The sequence below is a fragment of the Halorubrum vacuolatum genome (genome assembly GCF_900188065.1).
Lineage (GTDB): Archaea > Halobacteriota > Halobacteria > Halobacteriales > Haloferacaceae > Halorubrum > Halorubrum vacuolatum.
In genome coordinates this window covers 314,659-338,750 of record NZ_FZNQ01000002.1, presented here as the reverse complement: position 1 = coordinate 338,750, position 24,092 = coordinate 314,659, and the positions used below count along the sequence as shown (strand labels likewise).

The window sequence follows — 24,092 nt, the reverse complement described above, 5'->3', positions numbered from 1 at the left end:
ACATATACACCTACTGGACAGCTTCTCATGGTTGATACCTCCGGGGGGTCCGTTCGAGGCGGGAAGCCACAACTCACCGCGCGTCCATCCCGGCAGCCCGGGCGATGGCGCCCGTCAGTACCGTCGTCGCCGTCGCGCACGCGTCCCAGTCGGTCCATTCCCGTGGATTATGTGAGATCCCATCACGTGATGGGGCAAAGAGCATGGCGGCGTCGGTCGACTGCGCGATACGCATCGCGTCGTGAGCGGCTCCGGAGTGTATGTCGATAGCTTCCGCGCCGACCGCGTCGGCGCTCGCGTGTGCGGCCGCACGCAATCGGTCGCTCATCGACTCCGGTTCGACGTCGAAGGGCCGTTTAACCGTCGTCTTCACGTTCCGTTCCCGCTCCAGCCGCGCGAGCGACTCCCGTCCCGCCGTGACGATCCGTTCGATCGATTCCCGGCGGACGTCCCTGATATCGACGCCGGCCTCGACGCGGCCTGGAACGACGTTCGTTGCGTTCGGCGAGATCGAAAAGGATCCGACCGTCGCGACGGCCGTTTCGCTCTCCGATTCGACGACATCGGTGGCCGCCCGCTCAACGTCAAGCACGAACTCGCTCGCGGCGGCGAGTGCGTCAGTACGTGCGTCCATCGCCGTCGCCCCCGCGTGGTTCGCCTCACCCTTGAGTTCGACCTGACAGTGGGTGATACCCGTGATCGCCGTGACGACGCCGACATCGGCTCCTTCCCGCTCCAAGGCCGTGTCCTGTTCGATATGGAGTTCATAAAAGCCGGCCCAGGAGGTCGGATCGAGACGACCCTCTCCTCGATAGCCGATCCGCGAGAGCGCCTCCTCGAGGGTGTCGCCAGCGGCGTCGGTGAGCCCGAGGGCGTCCGTCGCCTCCATTTCGCCGGCGGCGACCGTCGATCCGAGAAGCCCATCGGCGTAAGTTCCACCCTCCTCCTCGGTGAAGCTCACGACGAGGACCGGTCGGTCCGGCTCGACACCCGCATCCTGCATCGTGCGAACCGCCTCCAAAGCGGCGTAGACCCCGAGGGGACCGTCGAAGATCCCGCCTTCCGGCACGCTGTCGAGGTGGCTCCCGCTCGCGATGGGCGACCGATCCGGATCCGCTGAGGGTGGGGTCCATCTGCCCGCGATGTTGCCCACGCTATCGACCGTCACGTCGAGGCCGGCCGCCTCCATGCGCCCCGTGAGATAGTCGCGGGCGCGACGGTTCGTGGGCGTTCCCGTTCGATTCGTCCGGCCGCGCTTGTCCGGTTCGTCGTACTCGATCGCGCCGAACGTGGCGTTCCGCTCGATATCCGCGCGTAGCCGATCCGCATCGACGGGAAGCTTCATGATGATATCCCGCCCCGGAATTAAAAAAAGGGTCCGCCGACGGTCGACGTGACGTCGCGTTCACCGTAACCGTCTCCGGACTGCCGATCCGACCGCGACCCCCGCACAAAACGCCACCCGCCCCCCTGCCCCGCCGACCGCCCGATCGGTGGCAACGACGATCGGCAGCCACGCGAGCGCGAGGACAAGCGGATTCGGTCTCGTTTTCTCTCCGCCCCGACCGCCGTTGCGCATGAGATGGCGGTGGATGACGCCAATGGCCACCCCAACCACGAAGCCCGCGCCGCGGTCACCCGCGATTCGCCCCGCCACGAGAAGCAGCACCGCCCCGATGGTGGTCTCGACGACGCTTCGTTGCGGACCTGCATCCGATGGCATTCCGAACGCTCCGGTCGATGCCATGCGTGTTATTAGCAACCACGAACCCTGTTTGTTTCGCCTTCATGTTCGCGCTCCGTCCCATCACCCAACGGATGGGGTTATCCACCCGAAGACCTATACGGCCGATGTAATAATTTCGTTCCATGGCCCTCGTTCCCCTCGCTGCAGCCGGCATCGGTGCCCTCTTCGGTCTCGCCATGTTGGTCCTCTACATCGGGATCATCGTCTGGGTGTACTCCGACGCGCAAACCAACAGCCCGCATTCTCCCGTCCTCTGGGCGCTCGTCGTCTTCTTTGCGCCCTTCCTTGGGCTCATTCTCTACTGGCTACTCGGGCGCACGCAGGCGTGAGGCGTCGCCCGCCCTGTGGCTTCAGCGGTGGAGCATCGTCCGCGCCTGCCTTCAGCGGTGGAGCATCGTCCGTGCCTGCCTTCAGCGGATGTGATACAGCGCGAGATCGGCGAGCCGATCCGCAAGCTCCGTCGAGAACGCCTCCCGTCGTACACGCCACTCCCAGTTGCCCTCGAGCGTGCCCGGTTCGTTGAACCGAGCGCCGCCGTCCAACCCGAGCAGATCCTGCATCGTCGTCATGGCGATGATCGCCTCCGACGCCCAGACCGCGTCGATGATCTCCCACTCGATCGCGGTTTCGCCGTCCACCCCGAGGTTATACTGTAGACAGTCCCGCTGTTCCGCGTCGAGCCCCTGATAATAGCCGACCCAGGTGTTCGTATCGTGCGTCGAGGTGTATCCGACGACTCCCTCGGGGTAGTGCATGGGTTGGTACTCGTTGCCGGCCGCACACCAGTCCGCGTACTGTGGAACACGCATTCCAGGGAAGCCGAACTCGAACGCGAGTTCGTCCATCTCCGGCTCCTCGAATCCGAGGTCCTCGACGATGAACGGGGCGTCGCCGAGCTCCGCCTCCACGAGTTCGAACAGCTCCCGACCGGGCCCCGCACGCCATTCGCCGTCCGCGGCCGAGGTCGCCGTCGCGGGGATCGCCCAGTAGCGAATGAAGCCGAGGAAGTGATCGAGGCGGGCGACGTCCGCGAGGTCGAACAACCGCCGGAATCGCGCGATCCACCAGTCGTATCCGCGCTCAGCGAGACGCTCCCAGTCGTAGACCGGATTCCCCCAGCGCTGGCCGTCGTCGCCGGCGTTCGGCGGCACACCGGCGACTGCGGTCGGGCGGTTCCCCTCATCGAGCGCGAATGCTGCCGGGTTCGCCCACACGTCCGCCGAATCCAGCGAGACGTAGATTGGTACGTCGCCGACGATGGAGACCCCGTGTTCGGCCGCCGTCTCCCGGAGATCCCGCCACTGCCGATCGAAGATCCACTGAAGGAACTCGTGATATCGGATCTCCTCGGCGTGCTCCTCGCGCGCACTGGCGAGGGCATCCGGGTCACGCGTCCGGATCGCTTCCGGCCAGTCGATCCAGGTGTCCTCCGGCCGGGCCGTAGAAAGCGCCCGAAAGAGCGCGTAGTCCGCGAGCCACGGCTCCCGTTCCCTGAACGTCTCGAATTCAGCCGACGAACCCTCGGCCGCTGCAAACCGCTCGAAGGCGGTTCGGAGCCGGCTCGTTTTGAATTCACGGACGGCCGGGTACTCCACCCGATCGGGTGAGAAATCCGGAACCGGTTCGAGATCGCTCTCGTCCAACAGGCCGTCCTCGACGAGGCCGGTTAGGTCGATCAAAAGCGGGTTGCCAGCGAACGCCGAGGGGGACTGATACGGCGAATTGCCGGTCACGTCCGTCGTCGGCCCGAGCGGGCAGATCTGCCAGTGATCGATCTCCGCGCGCCCGAGAAACTCGATGAACTCGTGTGCTCCGCCGCCGAGGTCGCCGATGCCGTGTGGCCCCGGCAGCGACGTGACGTGACAGAAGACGCCGCTTGAACGGTCGAATCGCATGGCCTCCTTTCACCGGGCCGGTACTTGAAACCCGCAACTCGCGCACGCCCGATCGTCGGCCGTCGATCACCCGTCCGCAACGCCATCACAACCGCCGCGATCGTCGCTATCGTTCGCGTGCGGCGGGTGGCCTCCGGACGTCGGTCGCGATCGGTTCGTTCAGTTCGAGCGCCATTCGAAGGTCCACCTCCCTGGCTTCGGTGACGAACCCGAGTCGACGGTACACCGTGATGGCGGCCCGGTTGTGTGTCTCGACGTGTAACACCAATCGCTCTCGACCTCGCTCCGCGGCCGTCGCGATCACGTGCCTGCAGAGCTCCGTCCCCAGCCCCCGTCCCCGGTACTCGGGATGGACGAACACCGCCAACTCCGGATCGGGTACGTCCATCGGCGTGTAGACCGCGTGTCCGAGCAGGCGGCCGTCCTCGGCTTCGGCGACGACGTTCCATCCCTCCTCGAACAACAGTTCGATCCATTCCCGTTGACGCCGCGCACCGATCGGCGGAACTCCCTGAGCTCGGTCGGCGGGCCCGAAGGCGTCATACATCTCGAGTAAGGCCTCCAGATCGTTTTCGGCTGCGGGCCGAAGCGTCCATCGACGTCCCTCCTTGTCCAGAAACCGTGGGCATCGGGGGGGACACACCGGGGTTCCAACACAGCGGCCGCTATCCCAGCCGCCGCAGGCGCTCCCCGACGACTCGGACCGCTTTCCCTCCGTCGTCGTCCGGTCCGATCGATCCCTTTGAGCGCTCATACAGGATAGTGGTCGTGCGGTCGGCTTAATGCCGGGGTTGGGCTCTCACGTACTGGGAATACCGTGGCCGTCCCGCCCGCACCCGACGATCCGTCACTCCGCGGACGGGCCGCTTGCGCTCCGATCAGCGGTACGTCCGGGATCCGATCGTCGAATCGTGATCGTACACCGCCTCGACCAGCGTCGCTTCGAGGCCCGTCAGGCGCTGTGAAGCGGCCGAGCGTGAGATACCGAGCCGCTCCGCGATGTCGGCGAGATCAGCCCCACGAGGCCGTTGATAATAGCCCTCCTCGACGGCAACCCGAAGTGCCTGCCGCTGTTTCTCCGTGATGTTGTCCACTTCGACCGTGACCCGGTCGGTCGGGCCCTCCCCATCGATGCGGGCGATTCGCCTGAGTTCCACCGTCGCGCCGCGGTCCCGGAGGGCATCCACGATCGCCGGCAGCTGTTCCCGATGTGGGATCGTGAGCGACACGACGAACTCGTCGCGACGGACGCCCTCGATCGACGGGACACAATCGTGGCTCCGAAATACCGGGCAGATACAGCCGGCATCGGTCCGTCGTCCGCGGAACTCCACGCCTCGATCGGTCTCGACCGTCGCACGACAATCGAACGGTCCGTCCACCGTGTCCGCCGTCTCGGTTCCGGTCGAACACCCCATGTCGGGACACGATAGCCGCTGTGTGTCGACCGTTCGCACCTCGTCGCCGACGAGTGGACACGCGGCCGGGTCGCGGCGACGAACCCGTAGCTCGGCACGCAACGGCTCCTGACGGGCGGTTCGGTCCATCGAGGGTTCTTTGGAGTCAGCTGACCCCTCCGTTACACCCCGGCTCGCGTCCCCCCCGGACCGGGACTCCCTCTCGTCCGTCCCGACGATGGCGTCCGTCGACATCATATGTGACCGTCGCCGTTCTTGACGTTTAGTACCCGGAGGATGTTTTCATTCGCTAAGAACCCCCGACGCAGGCTGTGATCACTCGCTGAGGGACCGCCGGCGGCTGCACTCCAGCACTCGTCATCGCTACTGTAGCACTCGGAAGTGGGAGGCCGTCATCCGCACCTCCCAGTATAAAAAAAGCTGTATAATCTGTATGAACCGGTAGGGGGGCTCGGACCGATCTCACATGTATGGAGGGAAACCGAGACGAACCGCCGCCGGAGGGCGGAACGAACGACTCGGATGTATCGGAGGGTGAGTGCTGCCGATACGTCATCCGTTATCACGAGCCCGATCCACCGATGGACGACCATTGGCTGCTTGAGTGGTGTCTTGGGTGGATAGCCGACCCCGACGTTCGTCGGGTCGATAACGAGCAGGTCGAGGGATCCGCGCCGAACCGACTGATCGTCGAACTCACCGTCGGGCCCGAGGAATGTCGTTCCTCGAGGCTGCGACAGCGTCTCGTCGATCGGGTGACCGAGCGAGTCGATGCGATATCCATCACCTGTCAGCCGATTCCGGAGACACCGGAGCTGCCGGGGACGTCCCGTCCGTCCATCGGCTTCATCGAAAACGGGACGGAGGTGTCGGGATGACGTCCCCGAACGCCGAGGGATGGACCGTCGTCGTCGGGGTCAAGCAGGTCCCCGACTCCGACGAGGTCAGGATCGATCCCGATACCGGCCGGCTCGACCGGGCGAACGCCCCGGCCGTGCTCAACGGCCCCGACCGGGACGCACTGGAGGCGGCGCTCTCCATTCGGGACGCCGTGGGCGGAACCGTCACGGCCATCACGATGGGGCCGCCGACGGCGACCGCGGTGCTCGAGGAGGCCGTCGCCATGGGCTGTGATGACGCGGCGTTGGTCACCGATCGCGCCTTCGCCGGCAGCGATACGTGGCCGACGAGCTACGCGCTCGCGATGGCCGCGAAACACCTCAATGCGGACGTCGTCGTCTGCGGCGAGGAGACGACGGACTCCTCGACCGGGCAGGTCCCGCCGGGGATCGCCGCCCACAACGGGTGGGCCCAGCTCACCTATGTGGAGGACGTCGAGCCGCTTCCGGAGGAGAATCGATTGGCCGCACGCCGTGACGTCGAGGGCGGTCATGAGCGAGTTGCCGCGGATCTCCCCGTCGTCGTGGCCGTCGCCTATGGCGAGTTCGACGCCCGACCCGCGGGGTTACATCGGAAGATCTTCGCCGAGAACGACTTCGAGCCGGATCAACTCACCGCCGAGGACCTCTCGATCGATCCCGGCGACGTTGGCATGGACGCCTCGCCGACGCAGGTCGGCGGGATGGACACGGTCGAACCGGTCGAACGGAAAAACGAGATACTCGAGGACGTCGCCGACCTGCTTGAACCGATCGCGGCGACGGCGGAGGTGGACGGATGACCCAACAAGACGACGAGATGGCGGCGGAAGGAACCGAAGTCGACGAGGTCGAACGCGCCAGCGACGTCTGGGTGTTCTTGGAGGAACACGCCGGCGACGTCATGCCGGTCGCCTGGGAGCTGTTGACCGAGGGACGACGGCTCGCCGACGACCTCGGGGAGGACCTCGTCGCGCTCGCGATCGGCGAGGACCTGGAGGACGTCGCAACGGAGGCGCTCGCACGCGGTGCCGACCGCGTGCTCGTTGCCGACGATCCGGTCTTCGAACCGTACCGCGCGGACCCGTACGGCACGCAGTTCCGGGAGATGGTCGAACGGCGACACCCCTCGATCGTGCTCATCGGCGGCACCCACACCGGCCGCGACTTCGCCGGTCGGGTCGCAGTCCCCGCCCACGCCGGGCTCACCGCCGACGTCACCGAACTCGATGTCGACGAGGACGGACAGCTGCTCGCCCGCCGGCCGGCCTTCGGCGGCAACGTCCTCGCGACGATCGTCTGTCCGGAACATCGCCCGCAGATGGCGACGGTTCGGGCGGGCGTCTTCGAGGCTGCCGACCCCGACCCCGACGAGCTCGCGACGCTACGCGCCACCGATGACTCCATCGCGGACAACGACCGCATCGAACCCGTGGAGGTGTTCATCGACGAGGTCGACACCATCTCGGAGGTCCTCGTCCGCGACGTGACCGAACGGGCCGACGTCACTGACGCGGACCGGCTCGTCGCCGTCGGCGGCGGGGTCGAAGGCGACCTCGGGCCGGCGATCGAACTCGCGGAGGCGTTGGACGCTGACCTCGCGGCGAGCCGCAAGGCGGTCGATGAGGGCTGGATCGAGGGCGCGAGACAGGTCGGACAGACCGGAAAGACGGTCAGACCCGATCTCTACGTCGCGCTCGGCATCTCCGGGGCGATCCAACACGTCGAAGGGATGAACGACGCCGGCACGGTTATCGCGATCAACGACGACCCGAACGCACCGATATTCGACCACGCCGACTACGGGATCGTCGGCGACCTCTTCGAGGTCGTGCCGCAACTGACGGCGCTCCTCGAGGGCGACGAGGAGGTCCCGGACGCCGGGGCCGCCGATCCCGAGGAGGTATTCCAATGAGCGACGATGTACGCGTCAACGGCGAGGAACCGACCACCGGGGAGGCCGAGTCCCCCGACTACGACAACGCGTTCGATGCGATCGTCGTGGGTGCCGGCCTCGCCGGGAGCGCCGCGGCCGTCACCATGGCCAACGAGGGGCTTGACGTGCTCGTGATCGAGCGCGGACGGTACCCGGGCGCGAAGAACGTCTTCGGCGGCGTCCTGTACACGCCGACCCTGCGGGAGCTGGTCGACGTGACCGCCGCCCCCGTCGAGCGATACGTCGCCGAGAAGCGGTTCAGTATGCTCTCGGAGACGGACGAGACGGCCGTTTCGCTCCGTCCCGGCGAGTGGCACGACCCGCCACATAACGACTCCTACACCGTTCTTCGCGGGGAGTTCGACCGCTGGTTCGCCGAGCAGGCCGTCGAAGCCGGCGCCGTCCTCGTCACCGAGACGACGGTCACCGGGCTGCTCCGTGATGACAGCGGCAAACGAATCCGCGGCGTCGAAACCGACCGACCCGACGGCGCGATCACCGCGGACTACGTGGTCCTCGCGGAGGGCGGAAACTCGCTCGTGAGCGAGGGAGCCGATCTCAAATCCGTCGAGCGCGCGGAGAACATCGCCGTCGGCGTCAAGGAGGTCCTCGAGTTCCCCGAGAACGACACCGCGATCCCCGACCGCTTCCGGCTCTCGGACGACGCCGGCGCGTCGTATCACTACTTCGGTGAGGGTGCCGTCGGCAGCGCCGTCGGCGGCGGCTTCATCTACACGAACGAGGACACGATAAGCGTCGGATTGGCGTACCGTCTCGCGGACGCCCGCGGCCGACAGCCGAAACCGGAGCAGACGCTGAACGCGTTCAAGTCGCATCCGGCGGTCGCCCCCCTCGTCCGGGGGGCACGCACCGTCGAATACGGCGCAAAGACGATCCCCGAAGGCGGCCACGAGTCGGTCCCACAGCTCGTCCACGACGGCGCGGTCGTCGTCGGCGACGCCGCCGGTCTCGTGTTGAACAACGGTGTCCACCTCGAGGGGACGAACATGGCGATAGAGAGCGGCCATCTCGCCGGGGAGGCCATTGCGGCGGCCGCTCAGCGGGGGCGAACCGACGAGGCCGCGCTGCGATCGTATCCGGAGCGACTTGAGGCGTCGTTCGTCGTCAAGAACTTGGAGCGGTACGGCTGGTTGATGGAGCGCGTCGAGGCCGACCGCGACCTCATCTTCGAGGAGCTGCCCCACGCGCTGGCCGATGCCGGCGCGGAGTACTTCCGGATGGACCGGGAGCCGAAAGAGCATCACGCCGAGGCGGCCCGTGACCGCGTGCTGGAGGCGGTCGGCGGGTGGCGTGGCGCCGCAAAGCTCGCGTACCGCTACCGTGAGGTGATTCGATGAGTACCACTACCCCAAACGTTCCGAACGTCACGCCGGAGGAACCGTCCGTCACGAACGACTCGCTCGCAGACCGGCTCTACACCGTCCGGTATGACGACGCCGGTGACTCACACCTCGGGGTGAAGCTCCCGGGTATCTGTGCCGAAAAGTGTCACAGCTACGACTGCACGTCCGTCTGTCCCGCAGACGTCTGGCGGGAGGGCGAGGACGGGGTTCCACACATCGCCTACGAGAACTGTCTCGAGTGTGGGAGTTGCCGGTGGGCGTGTCCACACGGCAACGTCGAGTGGAACTACCCGACCCGCGGCGCCGGGGTCTCATATAAAAAGGGCTGACCGACGAAGGGGTCGACGATCCCTCCATTATCTCACCGCACCGCTCTTTTGTCAATCCAATCCCCTATTTTACCAACGTCGTCGGCACGTCGGTTTTCCTGACGACCGCTTCCGCAACGCTTCCGATGAACAGCCGTGCGACACCGTCGCGACCGTGTGTGCCCATCACGACGCCATCGAATCCGGCTGAGTCGACGTACTCGACGAGTCGCTCCTCCGGTTCACCGGTGAGAAACGACACCGTCACCGCCCCGTCGTCCGCCATCTCCTTGATCGCCTCGAAGACTCGCTGTGCGGTTTCATCCCCCACCTCGTCCAATTCGTCGACGGCCGCTTCATACACCTCGGGGGTATCCGTCGGTAGCATATCGTACTCGAGATACGCAACGTGTGCGGCCACGAGGTGTGCGTCCGGAAACGTCTCCAGTGCGTACGCCAGCGCCCTGCGACCGAGCGGTGAATCGTCCATCGCGACGAGAATTGAACGGGCCATATACGGCCTCGATTCCCGGCCCTCATAATCTCTCTGGCGGTCAGCGTTACGTACATGCACGAGATCGTGCGTCGGATCCGTGCACGAATTCTCTATTGCGATATACGATTTATGAGTTCACCACGGGACAGAAATCGGTCGGCTCCTAGACGACGGATTTCGACACTAAGCGGTAGATGTTCCGCTCGTACGTCTCACGCACCTGATCGCCCCAGTTGTGGGTGTAGGTGTCGATGATGTCGTCGGCGACGTCGCCACGGAGGTACTTCACGATCCCGCGGTCCCCGGTACGGTCGCGCAGATGTGTGGTGAAAAAGTGGCGGAAGTAATGGGGGGTCACGTTTTCGCTCGCGCCGCCGCCGGGGCGATACCATCCGACCGCTTTCGTATATCGAGTGACGATATGGCGGACGGCTTCGGGATCCAGACGCTGGCCCCACCCCTCCGAGGTGCCGACGAACACCGGCTGTGCGGGCGATGGCGTATCCGGCCGGATCGCGAGCCAGGCTTTGAGCTCGTGAGCCAGTTCGTCATCGATCGGGATCACGGTCTCCCGTTTTCGCTTGTTCGAGGCCGTCCGCTCTTCGCCATTGAGTACCTCCCCAACCGTCGCATCCGGCGTAACGTACAGCGAATCCGGCCGGTTCGCGAGTGCCGGCCGGGTTCCGAGGTCGTAGGCGGCAGCGAGTTCCGGGTCATCGATCGAGAGGTCCCGAAGATCGAGGTTACAGAGTTCGCCGACCCGTACGCCCGTTTTCAACAGGGTGCAGATCAACGCACGGTGCAGGGGATGGGAGATTCCGGCGAGGAACGTACGCATCTCCGCTATCGGGATATCCCGGCGTGTGGGGTCTTTATCGACCGTTTCGTCCATCTCCTCCATCACGAGCGTCATCGGGTTCCCCTCGAAGACGCCCACCTGCGTCATATACGCGTAGAAGCGATGGAGATACGCCGCATACGTCGCGACGGTGCTGTCGGCGAGTTGCCCCCGAATCGAATGAATAAACGCCATACAGTCCCTGTGTGTCGCCTCTCCGGGCGATTTGTTCTCGATGAAGTCCTCGAATCGACGGAGCACGCGCTCGTAGGACGTCCGCGTTCGTTCGCTCTTTCCATGATAGGTGAGGTCTTCAAGGAAGTACCCGATGGGATCCTCGGGTTCTTCGGTGGTGATCCGACTACTCATCGATCAACACGTATCCTCCGTCCCGCCCGCTGTACCGCACACGGTTTCGATCCTGAAGCGCATCGAGCGCTGAGTCCAACCGATCCTCGAGGTCACCGCGAACTTCATCGATCAGATCGTCCCACGACCGTGGACCCTCGGCAAGTGCCCGTTCGATCCGCTCTTCAAGCACATTACCCCTGGGGTTAGACCCATCAGAAGACGCTTTCGGAGGGTTATTGGGGTCTTGAAGTGTGAACCCACGTCTCCCGGCCTGTACCATCGTTTTGACGAACTCGCTTTGTGACATGCCGAGTTCCTCGGCGTGTCGCTCCCACTCGTGTTTTTGTGCCGCCGGAACGTACGTTTTGACCGTTCGCCTCTCGCTTGACATCGATATCGGTCCCTCGCAGGCCAGTCACTTCAATGTGTCCCAGCATTTTGGATAAGGTCACTTATACTCGTTTGTAGGACTTTTAAACCCGGTCGATAGGTGCTATAAAATGGGATTATACAAACTAGGGCCTATTTCTTATTATATTGCTTTCCCTACAGAAGTACTATAATATATGATTAATTCTGTCTTTTAGTATCGGTCAGATAGTTGGCCTGCATCCAAAGCTAAAGCCGTCCTCGCTCCGGGTCGCTGTGGGATCTCCCCCAGAGTATTTTCGGCGGTTTCCTCGGAGCCGTGTGTTCCCAGTTATCCCTTCTTCCTGTGATGGGTATGTGTGTATTGAAACGTGTGGATTCAACGATCGATCCCTGTATGCGAACATCTTGTGCGGGTCCTTTTCAGGGTAAGAGCCGCTCTCCGTCTTGAGTCCCCCGACGTGACGCGGTTATCGGTCCTGGATACCGGCTCGAAGGGTGTCCGCGGCGTCGATCCGGCGTCGTGCGCTGTTGAGAACGGATTACCACCAATAGGCGACTCACCCGGTGATGACCCGGCGATCAGCCCCAAGCTTGTCGCTTTCTCTTGCCGTGTTCCCCGCCGCTTGTTGCCTCAGATCTATTGTGTACCCGTCTGAGCCGTTACTGAACCGATGTGGCGCATTCGGGATCGTACACTTGATCGACGTCGCTACGGCGCGTCCATGTATGTGGGATTTAGGCGGCGAGGCTGTGGGCCTGTGAGATCGGTGATATTTCACATCCAATTTCGGGGCGGACACCCCATCACGGGCCAAGCGGTTGCCCCCCGTGTTTTCGGTTGATAATGTATGTCCCCTCACTATCTGTTTTATTCCATCCAACAAATTCTGTCCCGGCCCGATCGAATAAATCGTATGTTGCGATACAGAAGAAGGAGCCCTGACGTTGGGCAATTTCACAAGATGGAGAGCAAAACGTCGAATGCAGGAGTATTCTAACACCAAACACTGGCTGAAATTATATCTGATAGAACGATCACCACTACCAGTCGGTAGTTCAGAGAAGAAACCCGGAAAACATCGACGACACAGTAGTGTCGCCACTAACGAGGGGAAAACCCGGAACCAAAAACGTCAGTCGGGGGGATCTAATCCGACGTAATCCTTCGCAATCGTCAGGAACAGATCTGCTGTCACGAGTGGTTCATATCGGAACTCGGACTCAGCCCGTAGCTCCAACTTCACCAGTAGATCGGTGAGTCGCCACACATTGTACAGCGTACACGCGTACAGGAAATTGAAGAACCGGTACTCGTGGCTCATCGACGTGGTACGGACACGGAAACTCTTGATCTGCTTGAACCCGTTCTCAATCCCCCACCGATGCTTGTACTTCCTGATCACCCGCGCCGCCATATGCGCCTTCTCCAACTCGGACATCTCGTCACCGTCCTCACCTGTATCGCCCGGAAGTTCGAGATCAGGGTGATTCGTCTCAAACAGCATATACAACTCCTTGTCTTCCTCACTTCCCGGCAGCTCCTGCTCTTCTTCCTCTTCACGCACCTCATCAATCACGTCACCAAACATCTGCCCCACATCTTTTGTATCCGCATCAGTCGCTTCTGCGAAATCGCGGAGTAACTCCTGACGAAGCACATCCTCTTCGCCTGACTCCTCACCTGCTTCGTCATCTACAGTATCCTCATCGTCCTCTATCGCGTCATTCGTCCGCTCAGCATTCATTGCTGGCACATACACACGCTTCCGTCCACCCTCATCATCGTCGATTGTCTCCTCAGCGGTGAAGTCATCAAGCGTTGTCCCCTCATCAGCGTCAGCGGTGCTGGCCTCATCACTCTCGATATGGACGAGCTTCCCTTGGCGGCGAAGACGCGTACATGTCGCACGCTCACTCGAATGCATTTTCCCCGGATTCAAATACCACACACCGTGATCCTCACAAACCTCTTTCACCGGATCGTGGGCAAACTCCCGATCCATCATCACCAACTCAATATCAACCATGTCCGTCGCAGTCTCCAAGAGCTGGTCAACGATAGCGACACGTGAGAGTCCACGATGCACGGGAATCGCATCCAATACGAGTGGAATATCTAATCCGACAATTTGGATGCTCGCCCACTGAAAGTAGAACTCCGTAGACTCGTCTTCATCATCGTCCTTGTACCCGAGCAACCACGTGTTCGTCACGTTACCGTCTTCGTCAGACTCGATTTTCCGTTTCGTTCGATACGGATTCGACTTCGTGATGTCAATGCTCACGAGGACGCCGTCAACGAGTTCTGAGTCACGGCGTGCCCGCTCGATCAACTCACGTGTCGTGTCACGATGCATTTTCCGAGCTGCATCCGGCCCAATTTTCTGTAAATGATGGCGATGAGTACTGCCCGTCTGAACGCGGTCACGCGTTGTCTCTGCCGCGAAGTTCCACGTACCGTTCTCCGCGTACATCTCTTCGCGTGAACCGATGAACGCATGGGCTTCGAGGAATGCGTTGTCGTGAACCTCTGTGTTTTTGCCACGCGGAAGCTCGTAGTTCTCCGTCACCATCGGCTTGGCTTGCTGCCAGATCTCCCGCGTTTTCGCAATCGTCCGGTCCCGAACTGTTGAATTATCCTGTTCGACACCATCAGGATTGTCAACGCTCGGATCAGGATGGAAGACTTCGTCCGGTGCGGGCACGTCGTGTTCGCGTGCGACATCAACCAGCACCTGCCCGATAGTCCGCATGACCTGTTTGTGTTCGTCAGAAAGGCGATCTTCATTCCATACCCGCCAGAGCGTGGATTTCGATGCGAGCCCATCCTTAAATCCAAGTTCAGCAACCAGCTCTGGGTTATTGTCAAGATAGTCGTGAAGGGCAGTCTCGCCGCCCCATCCTTTGACTATACGGAGCAGATGTGCTTTCAGCAGCGATGCTGGTGGCTGTTTGAAATGCCAGTCAGCCACGTCATACCCGAATTTCGACGGGGTGAGTTCGACGTAACAGATCGCTTCTTCTACGTCGTTGTGTTCTGGGTGTGCGAACCATTCTTCGATGAATGCGGCGGCATCCCACGCGAGCGGCCATGGGTCTCCGTTGACCGTGTCGTGGGCTTCCGAGTATGGCCACTCCCGGTGAGACTCATATAAGGAGTCGAGGACCGTTTGTTTCGTGTTGGGGGTGGCCGTCATAGATTGGTAGGTGGTTTTACTTCGAATCGAAGTGTAAGGTTCGGGGTGTTGTTTCCGGAAACCTGTCTTATCCTACGCTACGAGTGGTTAAACGCGATTTGCGTACAGGATAATTCGATTTCCGAATTATTCCAAATCGAACTCTATTTTGGAACGAAGTGGAGTTCAGAGTAGAAGAAAGTTTGACTACGGATGCCAACAGGGTATAGCGTGTGAGACATGGCAGACACGCTTAGGGAGTTCTTTGAGTTGCGTGGCGGGATTGGTCTCCTCGTGGTGCTGAAGGGTGATTCCAAGCGGTTCAAACATCTGAACGAGCGATTACAGATTAGTTCGTCAACGTTGTCGAAGCGGATCGGGGAAGCGAAAGACCTTGGGCTGATTACTCCGGAAATCGATAATCGGGAGACATCGGTGAAGAATCAGTATCGGATTACAGAGCGTGGGCAGTATGTAGTAGCGAAAATGGAGCGATTGGAGATCGTCCACGCGTATCGGACGATGCTTGATATGCAGGCACAAGTTGAGGGTGGGAAGCAAGAGCTGGTGGAGTGGATTGAGGGTGAGGAGACGAAAGAGGAGTTGGCGAGACGCAGTGACAGCGATCCGTACGTTGATCCGTTCGGTGAAGATGTGACGGGATTCTCCGGTGAAGACTCTGATCGAGATTATGATGATGAGTTCTTCACTAAGGAGTAACTCTCCGAGTGACTTTATTTCGAGATATTGCTTCTTGAGACCGCAGATCACTACGGCTGTTCATTTAGCGGCGAGAGTCCTACCAGTTCCGAGTGATGTTCTAAGTGCCGTGCAAGATGCAGGGCGCGAATCTGGCACGGTGTGAGTACCGATCAACGCGGAAAGTCGAGCGGTCAGTGCAGGACGAGGATTTGCCGAGTAAACGTAAAACTAATGCCAAAGGATTAATGACTAAACGTACAAGGTTAGAATATGGAAGAATTGACAGAAGATCAGCGGAAAACCCTTACTGGAGTCGTTCTGCTCATTATTGGTCTTATAGGGGTGATCCTTCGGACAACTACCTTAGAAATTGATGTTTTTCTGTTGTCAAGCGTTGCCGCTATACTCGTTGGTGTGTATTTACTGACGGGAAGGCTATGAAATCTGAGGTGTACTCCAGTACTCCCAGCCGATTCGTTTAACGAACCTATATCCGACAGTTCTGTGGCAAAATGAACCTTCCATCGTGCCGCACTAATGCTCTGTACTGAACGGTAGCTGCGTGTACGAATTGACCGCTTAGAATATTCTGTTGTAAATACGTGATGTTAATCGCGGAAGGGTGGGATGAGATTGAATGCTGCTGCAGCCAGCAGGCAAGAAACAACAACGAACACTCCGCTGATAGCCATCGAGGAACCGATGGAAAACCCTCTCACACCAATGAAGAGCGCTAAAAGAGAAAATCCAAGGAGAGAAACGGTTCCAATAGCATCTAACACACCGTCCCTGACAGCATTTCGGGACATCTCTACATTCTCATCTCGACTCATTTCGGTCGTCCCACCGTCCGTTTCAATATCGGGAACCATCTATTTGCAATTTGGTGAGATAACCCATAAGTCTGTTTCTGTCGAGCGTTTGTAGAGAGATGTTCTACTTTGGTCATTGTACACCCTGACCTGACCGATCAAGAGAGTAGCTAAATATCCTACGAGTTAAGAACCATTATGATCTAATGAAATGAGCAGAAGCTAGTGAACTCGTCAGGAGCCGTCGCGCTCGATTACGGCCGGATTATATAAACGGGTCGCCGCCATAGCATGTGAACATGAGCGTGGAGTCGGATCCGCAGGTCTACGTCGTCCGAAACGAGGTGGATCCGGAGTATATGTATCACTGTGACGCGCTAGCGGCCCGATTCCCGGATGCGGAGGAGGTCGACTATCCAGCGGGCGAACGTGTGCCCGTTGAACGCGCTGACGGCGTGGTGCTCACCGGGAGCACCGCGGGCGTCTATGAAACCGACACACACGACTGGATCACGATACAGGAGGCGCTCGTTCGTGAACTCGTCGAGAGGGAGATCCCGACGCTCGGCGTCTGTTTCGGCCACCAGATCGTCAATACGGCGCTGGGTGGAACCGTCGAACACGTCGGCACGGAGGCCGCACTCGTGGAGGCGACGCTTTCTGACGACCCGCTCTTCGACGGGCTTGAACCGATCGTCGTCTCGCTTCACGGCGACCAGGTGATCGACGTCGGGGAGCACCTCGAGATCATTTCATCGGCCGAGCACGCGCCCGTTTTCGGCACGCGTCACCGCACGGCTCCCCTGTGGACGGTCCAATTTCACCCGGAGATCACGGCGACGCTGCGCGACCGACTAGAGGCCGATTTCGACTGGGAGGAACGCGGTTTCGATTTCGGTGGAATCGACGGTGGGGCGATCTTCGAGAACTTCAAGCGTCTCGTGATCGAACACCGACGCGAACGGTTGCAAGTGTAGGCGGGTCGCGTCCGGTCGTGTGCCTTCGTCCGCTCGATCCGCTCGATCTACACCGTGATCTTTGAGTTCCGTCGTTCCGAAACGAGCAGCTCACGGACGGTTTCGACGGCTGGCGTGTCCTCCGCGACGTTACTCATAAGAACCGTTTCGCTCGGAAAGAGATGCTCACCGACGACCAGACCGTGTTCACGGGCGGTAGATCCAGTCACGGTGAGATACACCCCGAGGTCCACGCGTGCGATGGCCGCCTCCTCAGGTTCGTCCCCGCTCGGGTAGACGAACTCGATCCCGGCGAGGGCGTCCGTTCCGAGGATCGCGTTGACCAACCGTTCATATCGTGGGGAGATGCAGAGTTTACCCCGGTACTCGGCGACGAACGCACGGTCGAGTTCGGCACCGGGTGGAAGTACTTCTGGCCGTGCCATCAGGGTGTGATAGACGGTGTCCCCGAGCCCACTCACGACTCGAACGTCGGTATCGAGCGGATCGATGCGGTCGTTGACGGCCGCAAGGTCGTCGATCCCCGTCGATTCGATGCCGACGACCTCCTCTAACACGAGATCGGCGGAGTCGAACCCGAGCGCGAATTCGTGGGTCCTGAGCGCTCGAAACGGCTCCTCTCGTCCGACGAGCTTGAGCTTGACGCCGCCGAGGTCCACCGTCGCCGAGTCGAAGACGATCCGACGCGGCTTCCCCTTCCGGTCATCCCGCATCAAGGTGAACTCCGGTTCGTTCGGCTCCCCCGGCTCGGAGTACTCCGCGAGCCGCTGATATGGTCCCGAATCGCCCGCCAGCCGGCCCTTCGTGATCGCCTTCTCGTATCGAAGCGTGTTGCTCACCCGATCCGCGAGCCGATCGAGTGCCTCGTGCTGGCCCGCCGCGGCGATACGTTCGAGAACGGCTTCCAGTGGACGGCCCTTCCGCGGCACGGCGATCGGGACGGGATCGGTCATTGATTGGCGTGGGATACGACGGGTAAAACGGGTTCCGTTTTCGCGTGATTCGTCAGCGAGAGGGTCGATCAGGGCCCGAACGCCTCGTTGAGGCGCTTCCTGAACGCCTCGAGCCGTTCGAGCTGCTCATGTATTTCGTCGATCTCGGCTTCCACGTCCGCGACGTCGTCGCCGAGGCGGCCCTCCACGTCGGTTAGCCTGGTATCGACCTCCGCCATGTCGTCCCAGACATCGTTGAACTCCTCGTCGAACCGATTCATGCGGTCTTTCATCCCGTCGATGCTCCCTTCGACTCCGGAGACCGCCGCATCCACGTCATCAACGCCCTCATACAGCGTCTCGATATCGTCATCGATGTCATCGACCGTCTCGACGAGTTCCGCGAGCTCCGTCTCCACCTCAGTGAGCCCCGTCGTTGTCTCCGAGAGCGACGTTTCGAGCACCTCGACGTCGGATTCGACGGAAGCGACGTCGTCTTCCACCCCGGATACGTCCTCTTCGATCCCGGTGACCCGGTCCGTCACCCGTGTGAGTTCCTCTTGAGTGCCCTCGACGTCATCCGTCAATGAACCCATATCGCCCTCGATCACCCCGACATCGGTCGTCAACGTGTCGACGTTGTCCTCGAGGTCGTCAACGGCGCCGGCCATCGTCTCGACATCGGAGGCAACGTCCTCCCGTTCGGTCTCCGCGGTGTCGAGCCGCTCGGAGACGGTGGACAGTTCCGATTCGACCTCCTCAACCCGGGTTGTAAGCCCTTCGAGGACCTCGCGTGCGGTTCCCTCGTCATCGATGAACTCCGCGAGCGCGTCCGCGTACGCTTCGATGTCGGCCACGCTCGATTGGAGCCGCCCGATCCGCACGTCCACGCTGCGTGGAACTTTGCGATCGAGTTCGGATCGCAGCACCGCGAGGTCGTCATCCTCGACGCGCCCGTCTCTGATCTCCGCCGCCAACGCTGCCGCGACACTCCCCGTACCGGTCGGCACCGCGGTCTCATCAGTAGCGTCCCCGGTGTCGGATGGGGCTTCCGCCGATTCCGCGGCGACCGGGGTGGCCTGCTGATCCGCTCCGCCATCCTGGTCATCGCGTACGGATTCATCCTCGTCCGATTCGACCTCGGTGTCCGATTCGACCTCGGTGTCTGATTCGGCCACGGCGTCCGGCTCGGCATCGGGGGTGTCCGCGTCGACGGCGATATCCGCTTTCAGTTCCTCATCGGCGGATCGGCGAGTCACGGCGGCTGTCGTTTCGTGGTCGGTCGCACGCGGGGTCGGCGCCGTCGCCGTTCCCGACTCCGTTTCCCTCTCCGTCCCTGCAACGTCCGCCTCTGAGTCGGTCTCGGCCGCGTCAACGGGGTCCTCCATTCCGGGTAAGGTCGCCCGCTCGCCGGAAAGTACCTCCCGAACCGCGTCGGTCTCGGCGGTGCCGAGGACGTCCTCGATCTCCTCACCTGCAGGCACATGCTCGATGATCGGTGTGGCCATGAAGCCGTCAAGATCCGGATCGTCGGATCGGATCCCGAAGACCGTCACGACGGACTCGTCGGGCTCCATGACCCGCTCGAACTCCACGCGATGGTCCTTGTATGCGGTCCAGTTGTTGCTCTCGTAGTCCGGATGAAACCCGACACGGTCCATCGGGAACGAATCCGGGATCGTATCGACGATCCGGACCCGTGCTGCCTCCTCGCGGCTGGAGGTGAGTTCATATCGGATCGCCGGTACCGGGAAGTCGTCGTCGGTGAAGGACTTATCGACGCGGATCCCGTCCTCCTCGACGGTGATGGCCGCCTCTGCCGTCCGTTCGCTCATAAACGCATCCTTCGCAACCAAGGGCTTAAATTCCACGGGCCGGCTTTCAGGAGTGATATCCGTCTCAGCGGGCGTCGTCGTCGGGTGACACCGATGAGCGTTCACCGAGCGGCGTGGTCGGTGCTCCTAGGGATCAATGGCCGATCCGGGTGGCGCGTTCAGCGGTCGATCCGGGTGCCGAACTCAGAGGTCGATCCGATCGCCGATCTCGACGATCTCGAGGTGGCACGGATACTCGAAGCTTGCAGTATGTTTGTGCAGGACGGTTGGATCCGCCGTTAGGCCCTTCCACATGTCCCAATGAGTGGGGACGAGTCGATCGAGTTCGAGCGTGCTCGCGGCCTCGATTATCTCGTTTTCGTCGCTGTACCATTTCGTTCGTACCGGCTCCCCCGTTTCCTTATCAGCCACGTTGCCGATCGAGCCAAACGCGAGGATGCCAAGGTCGATATCGAAGCGCTCGCCGAGCGATTCAAACGACGGGGAGGGCTTGCTGTCACCGGCATGGAAGAGGGTTCCCGATTCGTGTTCGATGACGTAGCCGACGGGATGTGTCGAGTCCGGATCGTACGTCTCGACGACGTGTACGGTGAACTCGCCGACGCGCACCTCGTCACCCTCGGCAACCTCGAGGAATTGCTCTGTCTCGACGTCGTAGTCCTCACTCCACGATTCCTCCTCTCGTGCGACCGCGATGGTATCGTCGGGTCCGATGAACTCGGCGCCCGTGTTCTCGAGGATCGGCGCCTGGGAGGGCCCATGAACGTGATCGGTGTGCTCGTGTGTCGCAAGCACGGCGTCGGCGTGCTCGACGTCCTCCGGGTCGAAGGGGACGGGGATCATCCGGACCGTCCGTGGCGGGTCGCCGAGACCGACATATGGATCGATCCAGAGGACGGTCCCCTCAGCACCCTTGATCGCGAACCCGTTACAGCCGAGATACCAGCATGCCACGGTGTCGGGCTCGGCCGCCGCGACCGCCCGTGGGAGCCAGTCGTCCCAATCGGAACTCATGGATAACCGTTCTCCGCTCCCGTCCCTAACGGTTGCGAAGTCGTCGCGAGCGTACCGCCATCGGACCCGCGGCGATCACGAACCCTGTCGGGAGGCGGACTTATACACTTCAGAACGCTATATCGAATATGGACGTGGTCGACTCGGATCGTGACGGCGACGTGGACACACTTCTGGACCGGCTCGCCGAAGATCTCCGGGCTGCGGGGAGCGCGGTCGCACTCACCGGCGCCGGGCTCTCCGCGGCCTCAGGAATCCCCACGTTTCGCGGCGAGGACGGTATCTGGGGCGACGTTTTCGACCCGTCGGCGTTCCATCGGTCCCGGTTCGCGCGCGATCCCGCCGGGTTCTGGCGTGACCGGCTCGCGCTGTATGACCACATGGAGCCGCAGGGCGGTGCCGAACCGAACGCGGCTCATCGGGCCTTAGCCGAACTCGTCGACCTGGGACTCCTCGAGGCGGTGATCACCCAGAACACCGATGGACTGCACCATGCCGCGGACACGGCCGACGTGATCGAACTCCATGGAACCAACGCACGGGTCGTCTGTGTCGAGTGTGATCGTAGCCGTACGGCGACGCCGGTCCGTCGGCGGGCGCGCGGCGGGGAACTTCCGCCCACCTGTGAATGTGGCGGGCCGTTCAAACCGGACGTCGTCCTGTTCGGCGAGTTGCTGCCGGCGGCGGCACACCGCCGGGCGAAACGGCTGGCGGCCGAGAGCGACGTCTTCATCGCGGCCGGATCGTCGTTGACGGTCGACCCTGCCGCCTCCCTTCCGACCCGGATCGGCGACGGAACGCTCGCCGTGATCAACCTCGAACGGACGCGATACGCCGATACCGCGGCCTACGACATTCGTGCGGACGTGACCGACGCGTTGCCGGCGCTGCTCGATCGAGTTCGGGGGTAGGCATCGCACCCATCGCCTTCGAGGGTGATATCCCCGCACGCTTAATCCGTCCCCACGAGAACGCCCCGCCATGATCACGAGCGCACGGATGGCGGCAGTGGATGCCAACGCGGCTGCCCTCGGCGTCCCACAGAAACAATTGATGGAATCGTCGGGAAACGCCGTCGCACGGGCCGTCAGGGAGGTTGCGGATCCGGGGGCGTCCGTCGTAATCGTCTGTGGCCGGGGCAACAACGGCGGCGACGGCTTCGTGGCCGCGCGGTTCCTCTCGGCGTACGACGTGCGTGTTCACCTCCTCGGCCGTCCGGAGTCGATCGCGACGGGGATCGCCCGCGAGAACTGGAACGCGCTAAGAGCCGCAGCGATCCCGACTACGGCGATCACCGACGCCACATCGTTCGCGATCGACGAACCGGACGTTATCGTTGACGCCATGCTCGGCACCGGGGCCGCCGGCGCGCTTCGCGAGCCGGAACGGACGGCGGCGTCGGCGATCAACGAGGCGAGGGAGCGCGGAACGACCGTGGTCGCCGTCGACGTCCCCTCCGGGGTCGACGCGGACACCGGCGAGCCGGCCGGGATGGAGGATGAGACGGATACGACGTCGCCGGCGACGGCAGCGGACGATTCCACGGAGTGTGATTCGCCGATCGTCGTCGAGGCGGACCGGATCGTCACGTTCCACGACGAAAAGCCGGGACTCGCCGCGCTCGATACCCCGGTGACCGTCGCGGATATCGGGATCCCCGAGGCGGCGGAACGGTTCACCGGCCCCGGAGACCTCGAATCGCTTGACCGCGATCCGACCTCACATAAGGGGGACAACGGGACCGTCCTCGTTGTCGGTGGTGGTCCGTACACTGGCGCGCCGGCGCTGACGGCGCGGGCGGCGCTCCGTGCGGGTGCCGACCTCGCCCGGGTGGCCTGCCCGGAGACGATCGCTGGGGAGGTCCAAGGATACGCCGCGGACCTGATCGTGCATCCGCTTCCGGGCGAATCGATAGCGGATAGCCACGTGGAGACGGTTCTTGCGCGTGCCGCCGAGGTTGACGTCGTCGTGCTCGGTCCGGGAATGGGGGATTCGGCGGGCACACGGGAGTTCGTCGGCGCGTTCCTGGCTCGGTATGCGGGACGGGCGGTGATCGACGCCGACGCCCTCGCCGTTGTTCCCGGGATCGACACGGCGGCCGACCTCATCTGTACGCCGCATCAGGGCGAGCTGGTCGGCATGGGTGGCCGCACCCACGAGGATCCCGATCGACGCGTCGACCTCGTTGGCGCGTTCGCCGCCGAGGTCGGGGCGACGATGCTCGTGAAGGGGGCCGTCGACGTCATCGCCGCCCACGACGGCGACGACGTCAGGTTGAACCGCACGGGCAACCCCGGGATGACCGTCGGCGGCACCGGCGACGTGTTGGCGGGGACGGTCGGCGCGTTCGCGGCGAGACTCGATCCCTTCGAGGCCGCGGCGGTGGGCGCGTACGTCACCGGACGCGCCGGGGACGCGGCCGCCGAAGAATACGGCAACGGGCTCGTGGCGACGGATTTAATCGATCTGATCCCACACGGGATGTATATCCATGAGTGACGGATCATCCCCCGAAACGACTGCCGACGAGGCCACCGACTCGGTCGCCGCGACCGGAACGGATCTGACACACACCGACGCCGACGGCGCGGCCCGAATGGTCGATATCGGCTCGAAACCGGACTCGAATCGCCGGGCGGTCGCCCGTGGGACGATCCGGCTCACGCCCGGGACTATCGAGGCGATCCGCGCGAACGAGGTGGCGAAGGGTGACGTGTTGGCGACGGCCCGGATCGGGGCCATCGACGCGGTCAAACACACCTGGGAGACGATCCCGATGTGTCACCAGATCCCGGTAACGAACGTCGACGTCGCCTTGGATGTCGACGCCGATCGGGTCGTGCTCACTGTCGGCGTCGAGACGACCGGCAAAACCGGCTGTGAGATGGAGGCCCTTCAGGGCGTCACCACCGGTCTCAACGTCGTCTGGGACATGGTCAAAGCGGCCGAGAAGGACGCCGACGGGAACTATCCGGAGACGCGGATCGAGGACGTTCGGGTGCTCAAAAAGGAGAAGCTGCCGGTCGAATAGGCTCCGTGCG

At 62.3% G+C, this 24,092-nt stretch carries 25 protein-coding genes; 12 read left to right on the top strand and 13 right to left on the bottom strand.

Annotated elements, in window-relative coordinates; all coding sequences use genetic code 11:
* Positions 1–73: 73 nt before the first annotated feature.
* Positions 74–1,345, bottom strand: coding sequence for a Zn-dependent hydrolase (locus CHB65_RS04120; RefSeq protein ID WP_089383790.1), 1,272 nt, complete (start codon positions 1,343–1,345; stop codon positions 74–76).
* Positions 1,346–1,405: 60 nt separating this feature from the next.
* Complete coding sequence (locus CHB65_RS04115; RefSeq protein WP_089383789.1) at positions 1,406–1,747, bottom strand: hypothetical protein; 342 nt, start codon at positions 1,745–1,747, stop codon at positions 1,406–1,408.
* Between the two features lie 122 nt (positions 1,748–1,869).
* Here CHB65_RS04115 and CHB65_RS04110 point away from each other — a divergent pair, with 122 nt between their 5' ends.
* Positions 1,870–2,076, top strand: coding sequence for a PLDc N-terminal domain-containing protein (locus CHB65_RS04110; protein ID WP_089383788.1), 207 nt, complete (start codon positions 1,870–1,872; stop codon positions 2,074–2,076).
* An 81-nt stretch (positions 2,077–2,157) separates the two neighbouring features.
* Here CHB65_RS04110 and malQ read toward each other — a convergent pair whose 3' ends face one another.
* The 3 genes from malQ to CHB65_RS04095 all read right to left on the bottom strand — a co-directional run bounded on the left by malQ (position 2,158) and on the right by CHB65_RS04095 (position 5,297).
* Positions 2,158–3,642 (bottom strand): 4-alpha-glucanotransferase, encoded by a 1,485-nt coding sequence (gene malQ, locus CHB65_RS04105; RefSeq protein WP_089383787.1) that lies wholly within the window; start codon positions 3,640–3,642, stop codon positions 2,158–2,160.
* A gap of 106 nt (positions 3,643–3,748) precedes the next feature.
* Positions 3,749–4,396, bottom strand: a complete 648-nt coding sequence (locus tag CHB65_RS04100; protein ID WP_089383786.1) for a GNAT family N-acetyltransferase — start codon at positions 4,394–4,396, stop codon at positions 3,749–3,751.
* Positions 4,397–4,520: 124 nt separating this feature from the next.
* A complete protein-coding gene (locus tag CHB65_RS04095) occupies positions 4,521–5,297 on the bottom strand; it encodes a helix-turn-helix domain-containing protein (protein WP_089383785.1) in 777 nt (258 codons plus the stop codon).
* 233 nt (positions 5,298–5,530) lie between these two features.
* Here CHB65_RS04095 and CHB65_RS04090 point away from each other — a divergent pair, with 233 nt between their 5' ends.
* From CHB65_RS04090 to CHB65_RS04070, 5 genes are read left to right on the top strand one after another with little or no spacing between them, the layout of a single operon-like run.
* Positions 5,531–5,938: a hypothetical protein gene (locus CHB65_RS04090; RefSeq protein ID WP_089383784.1), complete on the top strand. Its 408-nt coding sequence runs from the start codon at positions 5,531–5,533 to the stop codon at positions 5,936–5,938.
* Positions 5,935–6,741 (top strand): electron transfer flavoprotein subunit beta/FixA family protein, encoded by an 807-nt coding sequence (locus CHB65_RS04085; protein WP_089383783.1) that lies wholly within the window; start codon positions 5,935–5,937, stop codon positions 6,739–6,741. The genes CHB65_RS04090 and CHB65_RS04085 overlap by 4 nt, the downstream gene beginning before the upstream one ends.
* The gene (locus CHB65_RS04080) at positions 6,738–7,853 is read left to right on the top strand and encodes an electron transfer flavoprotein subunit alpha/FixB family protein (protein ID WP_089383782.1); all 1,116 of its coding nucleotides are present in this window, start codon (positions 6,738–6,740) and stop codon (positions 7,851–7,853) included. Before CHB65_RS04085 ends, CHB65_RS04080 begins: the two co-directional genes overlap by 4 nt.
* Positions 7,850–9,232: an FAD-dependent oxidoreductase gene (locus CHB65_RS04075; RefSeq protein ID WP_089383781.1), complete on the top strand. Its 1,383-nt coding sequence runs from the start codon at positions 7,850–7,852 to the stop codon at positions 9,230–9,232. The genes CHB65_RS04080 and CHB65_RS04075 overlap by 4 nt, the downstream gene beginning before the upstream one ends.
* Positions 9,229–9,567, top strand: a complete 339-nt coding sequence (locus CHB65_RS04070; protein WP_089383780.1) for a ferredoxin family protein — start codon at positions 9,229–9,231, stop codon at positions 9,565–9,567. The genes CHB65_RS04075 and CHB65_RS04070 overlap by 4 nt, the downstream gene beginning before the upstream one ends.
* 64 nt (positions 9,568–9,631) lie before the next feature.
* Here the strand turns inward: CHB65_RS04070 and CHB65_RS04065 are convergent, their stop codons facing one another.
* The 4 genes from CHB65_RS04065 to CHB65_RS04050 all read right to left on the bottom strand — a co-directional run bounded on the left by CHB65_RS04065 (position 9,632) and on the right by CHB65_RS04050 (position 14,800).
* The gene (locus CHB65_RS04065) at positions 9,632–10,060 is read right to left on the bottom strand and encodes a universal stress protein (protein WP_089383779.1); all 429 of its coding nucleotides are present in this window, start codon (positions 10,058–10,060) and stop codon (positions 9,632–9,634) included.
* Between the two features lie 145 nt (positions 10,061–10,205).
* The gene (locus CHB65_RS04060) at positions 10,206–11,249 is read right to left on the bottom strand and encodes a tyrosine-type recombinase/integrase (RefSeq protein WP_089383778.1); all 1,044 of its coding nucleotides are present in this window, start codon (positions 11,247–11,249) and stop codon (positions 10,206–10,208) included.
* On the bottom strand, positions 11,242–11,622 hold the full coding sequence (locus tag CHB65_RS04055; RefSeq protein ID WP_089383777.1) for a DUF5805 domain-containing protein: 381 nt from the start codon (positions 11,620–11,622) through the stop codon (positions 11,242–11,244). Before CHB65_RS04055 ends, CHB65_RS04060 begins: the two co-directional genes overlap by 8 nt.
* A 1,114-nt stretch (positions 11,623–12,736) precedes the next feature.
* Positions 12,737–14,800, bottom strand: a complete 2,064-nt coding sequence (locus CHB65_RS04050) for a transposase (RefSeq protein ID WP_089383776.1) — start codon at positions 14,798–14,800, stop codon at positions 12,737–12,739.
* Positions 14,801–15,019: 219 nt separating this feature from the next.
* On the opposite strand from CHB65_RS04050, the gene CHB65_RS04045 reads away from it, so the two are divergent.
* Both CHB65_RS04045 and CHB65_RS17285 read left to right on the top strand, forming a co-directional pair.
* Positions 15,020–15,499 (top strand): winged helix-turn-helix transcriptional regulator, encoded by a 480-nt coding sequence (locus CHB65_RS04045; protein ID WP_089383775.1) that lies wholly within the window; start codon positions 15,020–15,022, stop codon positions 15,497–15,499.
* A 252-nt stretch (positions 15,500–15,751) separates the two neighbouring features.
* Positions 15,752–15,922 carry a hypothetical protein gene (locus CHB65_RS17285; protein WP_179213572.1) on the top strand — a complete coding sequence of 57 codons (171 nt, stop codon included), beginning with the start codon at positions 15,752–15,754 and terminating at the stop codon, positions 15,920–15,922.
* Positions 15,923–16,089: 167 nt separating this feature from the next.
* Here the strand turns inward: CHB65_RS17285 and CHB65_RS04040 are convergent, their stop codons facing one another.
* On the bottom strand, positions 16,090–16,353 hold the full coding sequence (locus CHB65_RS04040; protein WP_089383774.1) for a hypothetical protein: 264 nt from the start codon (positions 16,351–16,353) through the stop codon (positions 16,090–16,092).
* A 239-nt stretch (positions 16,354–16,592) separates the two neighbouring features.
* Here CHB65_RS04040 and CHB65_RS04035 point away from each other — a divergent pair, with 239 nt between their 5' ends.
* Entirely contained in the window at positions 16,593–17,270 is a 678-nt protein-coding gene (locus tag CHB65_RS04035; RefSeq protein WP_089383773.1) for a type 1 glutamine amidotransferase, read from the top strand.
* A gap of 47 nt (positions 17,271–17,317) precedes the next feature.
* On the opposite strand, the gene CHB65_RS04030 is transcribed toward CHB65_RS04035, so the two are convergent.
* The 3 genes from CHB65_RS04030 to CHB65_RS04020 form a co-directional block, all read right to left on the bottom strand.
* Positions 17,318–18,223: a hypothetical protein gene (locus CHB65_RS04030; protein WP_089383772.1), complete on the bottom strand. Its 906-nt coding sequence runs from the start codon at positions 18,221–18,223 to the stop codon at positions 17,318–17,320.
* Between the two features lie 68 nt (positions 18,224–18,291).
* Positions 18,292–20,037 (bottom strand): coiled-coil domain-containing protein, encoded by a 1,746-nt coding sequence (locus tag CHB65_RS04025; protein ID WP_089383771.1) that lies wholly within the window; start codon positions 20,035–20,037, stop codon positions 18,292–18,294.
* A gap of 183 nt (positions 20,038–20,220) precedes the next feature.
* Complete coding sequence (locus CHB65_RS04020) at positions 20,221–21,051, bottom strand: MBL fold metallo-hydrolase (RefSeq protein WP_089383770.1); 831 nt, start codon at positions 21,049–21,051, stop codon at positions 20,221–20,223.
* A gap of 128 nt (positions 21,052–21,179) precedes the next feature.
* Here CHB65_RS04020 and CHB65_RS04015 point away from each other — a divergent pair, with 128 nt between their 5' ends.
* The 3 genes from CHB65_RS04015 to moaC all read left to right on the top strand — a co-directional run bounded on the left by CHB65_RS04015 (position 21,180) and on the right by moaC (position 24,082).
* Positions 21,180–21,962 (top strand): Sir2 family NAD-dependent protein deacetylase, encoded by a 783-nt coding sequence (locus CHB65_RS04015; protein ID WP_089383769.1) that lies wholly within the window; start codon positions 21,180–21,182, stop codon positions 21,960–21,962.
* A gap of 70 nt (positions 21,963–22,032) precedes the next feature.
* Positions 22,033–23,550: an NAD(P)H-hydrate dehydratase gene (locus CHB65_RS04010; protein ID WP_089383768.1), complete on the top strand. Its 1,518-nt coding sequence runs from the start codon at positions 22,033–22,035 to the stop codon at positions 23,548–23,550.
* Positions 23,543–24,082, top strand: a complete 540-nt coding sequence (moaC, locus tag CHB65_RS04005; protein WP_089383767.1) for a cyclic pyranopterin monophosphate synthase MoaC — start codon at positions 23,543–23,545, stop codon at positions 24,080–24,082. The genes CHB65_RS04010 and moaC overlap by 8 nt, the downstream gene beginning before the upstream one ends.
* Positions 24,083–24,092 lie beyond the last annotated feature (10 nt).

Coding starts and splice junctions, on each gene's coding strand:
- CHB65_RS04100 (WP_089383786.1), bottom strand. CDS start 4,396: ATGAGCGCTCAAAGGGATCGATCGGACCGGACGACGACGGAGGGAAAG.
- CHB65_RS17285 (WP_179213572.1), top strand. CDS start 15,752: ATGGAAGAATTGACAGAAGATCAGCGGAAAACCCTTACTGGAGTCGTT.
- moaC (WP_089383767.1), top strand. CDS start 23,543: ATGAGTGACGGATCATCCCCCGAAACGACTGCCGACGAGGCCACCGAC.
- CHB65_RS04080 (WP_089383782.1), top strand. CDS start 6,738: ATGACCCAACAAGACGACGAGATGGCGGCGGAAGGAACCGAAGTCGAC.
- CHB65_RS04065 (WP_089383779.1), bottom strand. CDS start 10,060: ATGGCCCGTTCAATTCTCGTCGCGATGGACGATTCACCGCTCGGTCGC.
- CHB65_RS04115 (WP_089383789.1), bottom strand. CDS start 1,747: ATGGCATCGACCGGAGCGTTCGGAATGCCATCGGATGCAGGTCCGCAA.
- CHB65_RS04015 (WP_089383769.1), top strand. CDS start 21,180: ATGGACGTGGTCGACTCGGATCGTGACGGCGACGTGGACACACTTCTG.
- CHB65_RS04060 (WP_089383778.1), bottom strand. CDS start 11,249: ATGAGTAGTCGGATCACCACCGAAGAACCCGAGGATCCCATCGGGTAC.
- CHB65_RS04040 (WP_089383774.1), bottom strand. CDS start 16,353: ATGGTTCCCGATATTGAAACGGACGGTGGGACGACCGAAATGAGTCGA.
- CHB65_RS04075 (WP_089383781.1), top strand. CDS start 7,850: ATGAGCGACGATGTACGCGTCAACGGCGAGGAACCGACCACCGGGGAG.
- CHB65_RS04095 (WP_089383785.1), bottom strand. CDS start 5,297: ATGATGTCGACGGACGCCATCGTCGGGACGGACGAGAGGGAGTCCCGG.
- CHB65_RS04090 (WP_089383784.1), top strand. CDS start 5,531: ATGGAGGGAAACCGAGACGAACCGCCGCCGGAGGGCGGAACGAACGAC.
- CHB65_RS04020 (WP_089383770.1), bottom strand. CDS start 21,051: ATGAGTTCCGATTGGGACGACTGGCTCCCACGGGCGGTCGCGGCGGCC.
- malQ (WP_089383787.1), bottom strand. CDS start 3,642: ATGCGATTCGACCGTTCAAGCGGCGTCTTCTGTCACGTCACGTCGCTG.
- CHB65_RS04035 (WP_089383773.1), top strand. CDS start 16,593: ATGAGCGTGGAGTCGGATCCGCAGGTCTACGTCGTCCGAAACGAGGTG.
- CHB65_RS04030 (WP_089383772.1), bottom strand. CDS start 18,223: ATGACCGATCCCGTCCCGATCGCCGTGCCGCGGAAGGGCCGTCCACTG.
- CHB65_RS04010 (WP_089383768.1), top strand. CDS start 22,033: ATGATCACGAGCGCACGGATGGCGGCAGTGGATGCCAACGCGGCTGCC.
- CHB65_RS04045 (WP_089383775.1), top strand. CDS start 15,020: ATGGCAGACACGCTTAGGGAGTTCTTTGAGTTGCGTGGCGGGATTGGT.
- CHB65_RS04110 (WP_089383788.1), top strand. CDS start 1,870: ATGGCCCTCGTTCCCCTCGCTGCAGCCGGCATCGGTGCCCTCTTCGGT.
- CHB65_RS04120 (WP_089383790.1), bottom strand. CDS start 1,345: ATGAAGCTTCCCGTCGATGCGGATCGGCTACGCGCGGATATCGAGCGG.
- CHB65_RS04025 (WP_089383771.1), bottom strand. CDS start 20,037: ATGAGCGAACGGACGGCAGAGGCGGCCATCACCGTCGAGGAGGACGGG.
- CHB65_RS04050 (WP_089383776.1), bottom strand. CDS start 14,800: ATGACGGCCACCCCCAACACGAAACAAACGGTCCTCGACTCCTTATAT.
- CHB65_RS04055 (WP_089383777.1), bottom strand. CDS start 11,622: ATGTCAAGCGAGAGGCGAACGGTCAAAACGTACGTTCCGGCGGCACAA.
- CHB65_RS04085 (WP_089383783.1), top strand. CDS start 5,935: ATGACGTCCCCGAACGCCGAGGGATGGACCGTCGTCGTCGGGGTCAAG.
- CHB65_RS04070 (WP_089383780.1), top strand. CDS start 9,229: ATGAGTACCACTACCCCAAACGTTCCGAACGTCACGCCGGAGGAACCG.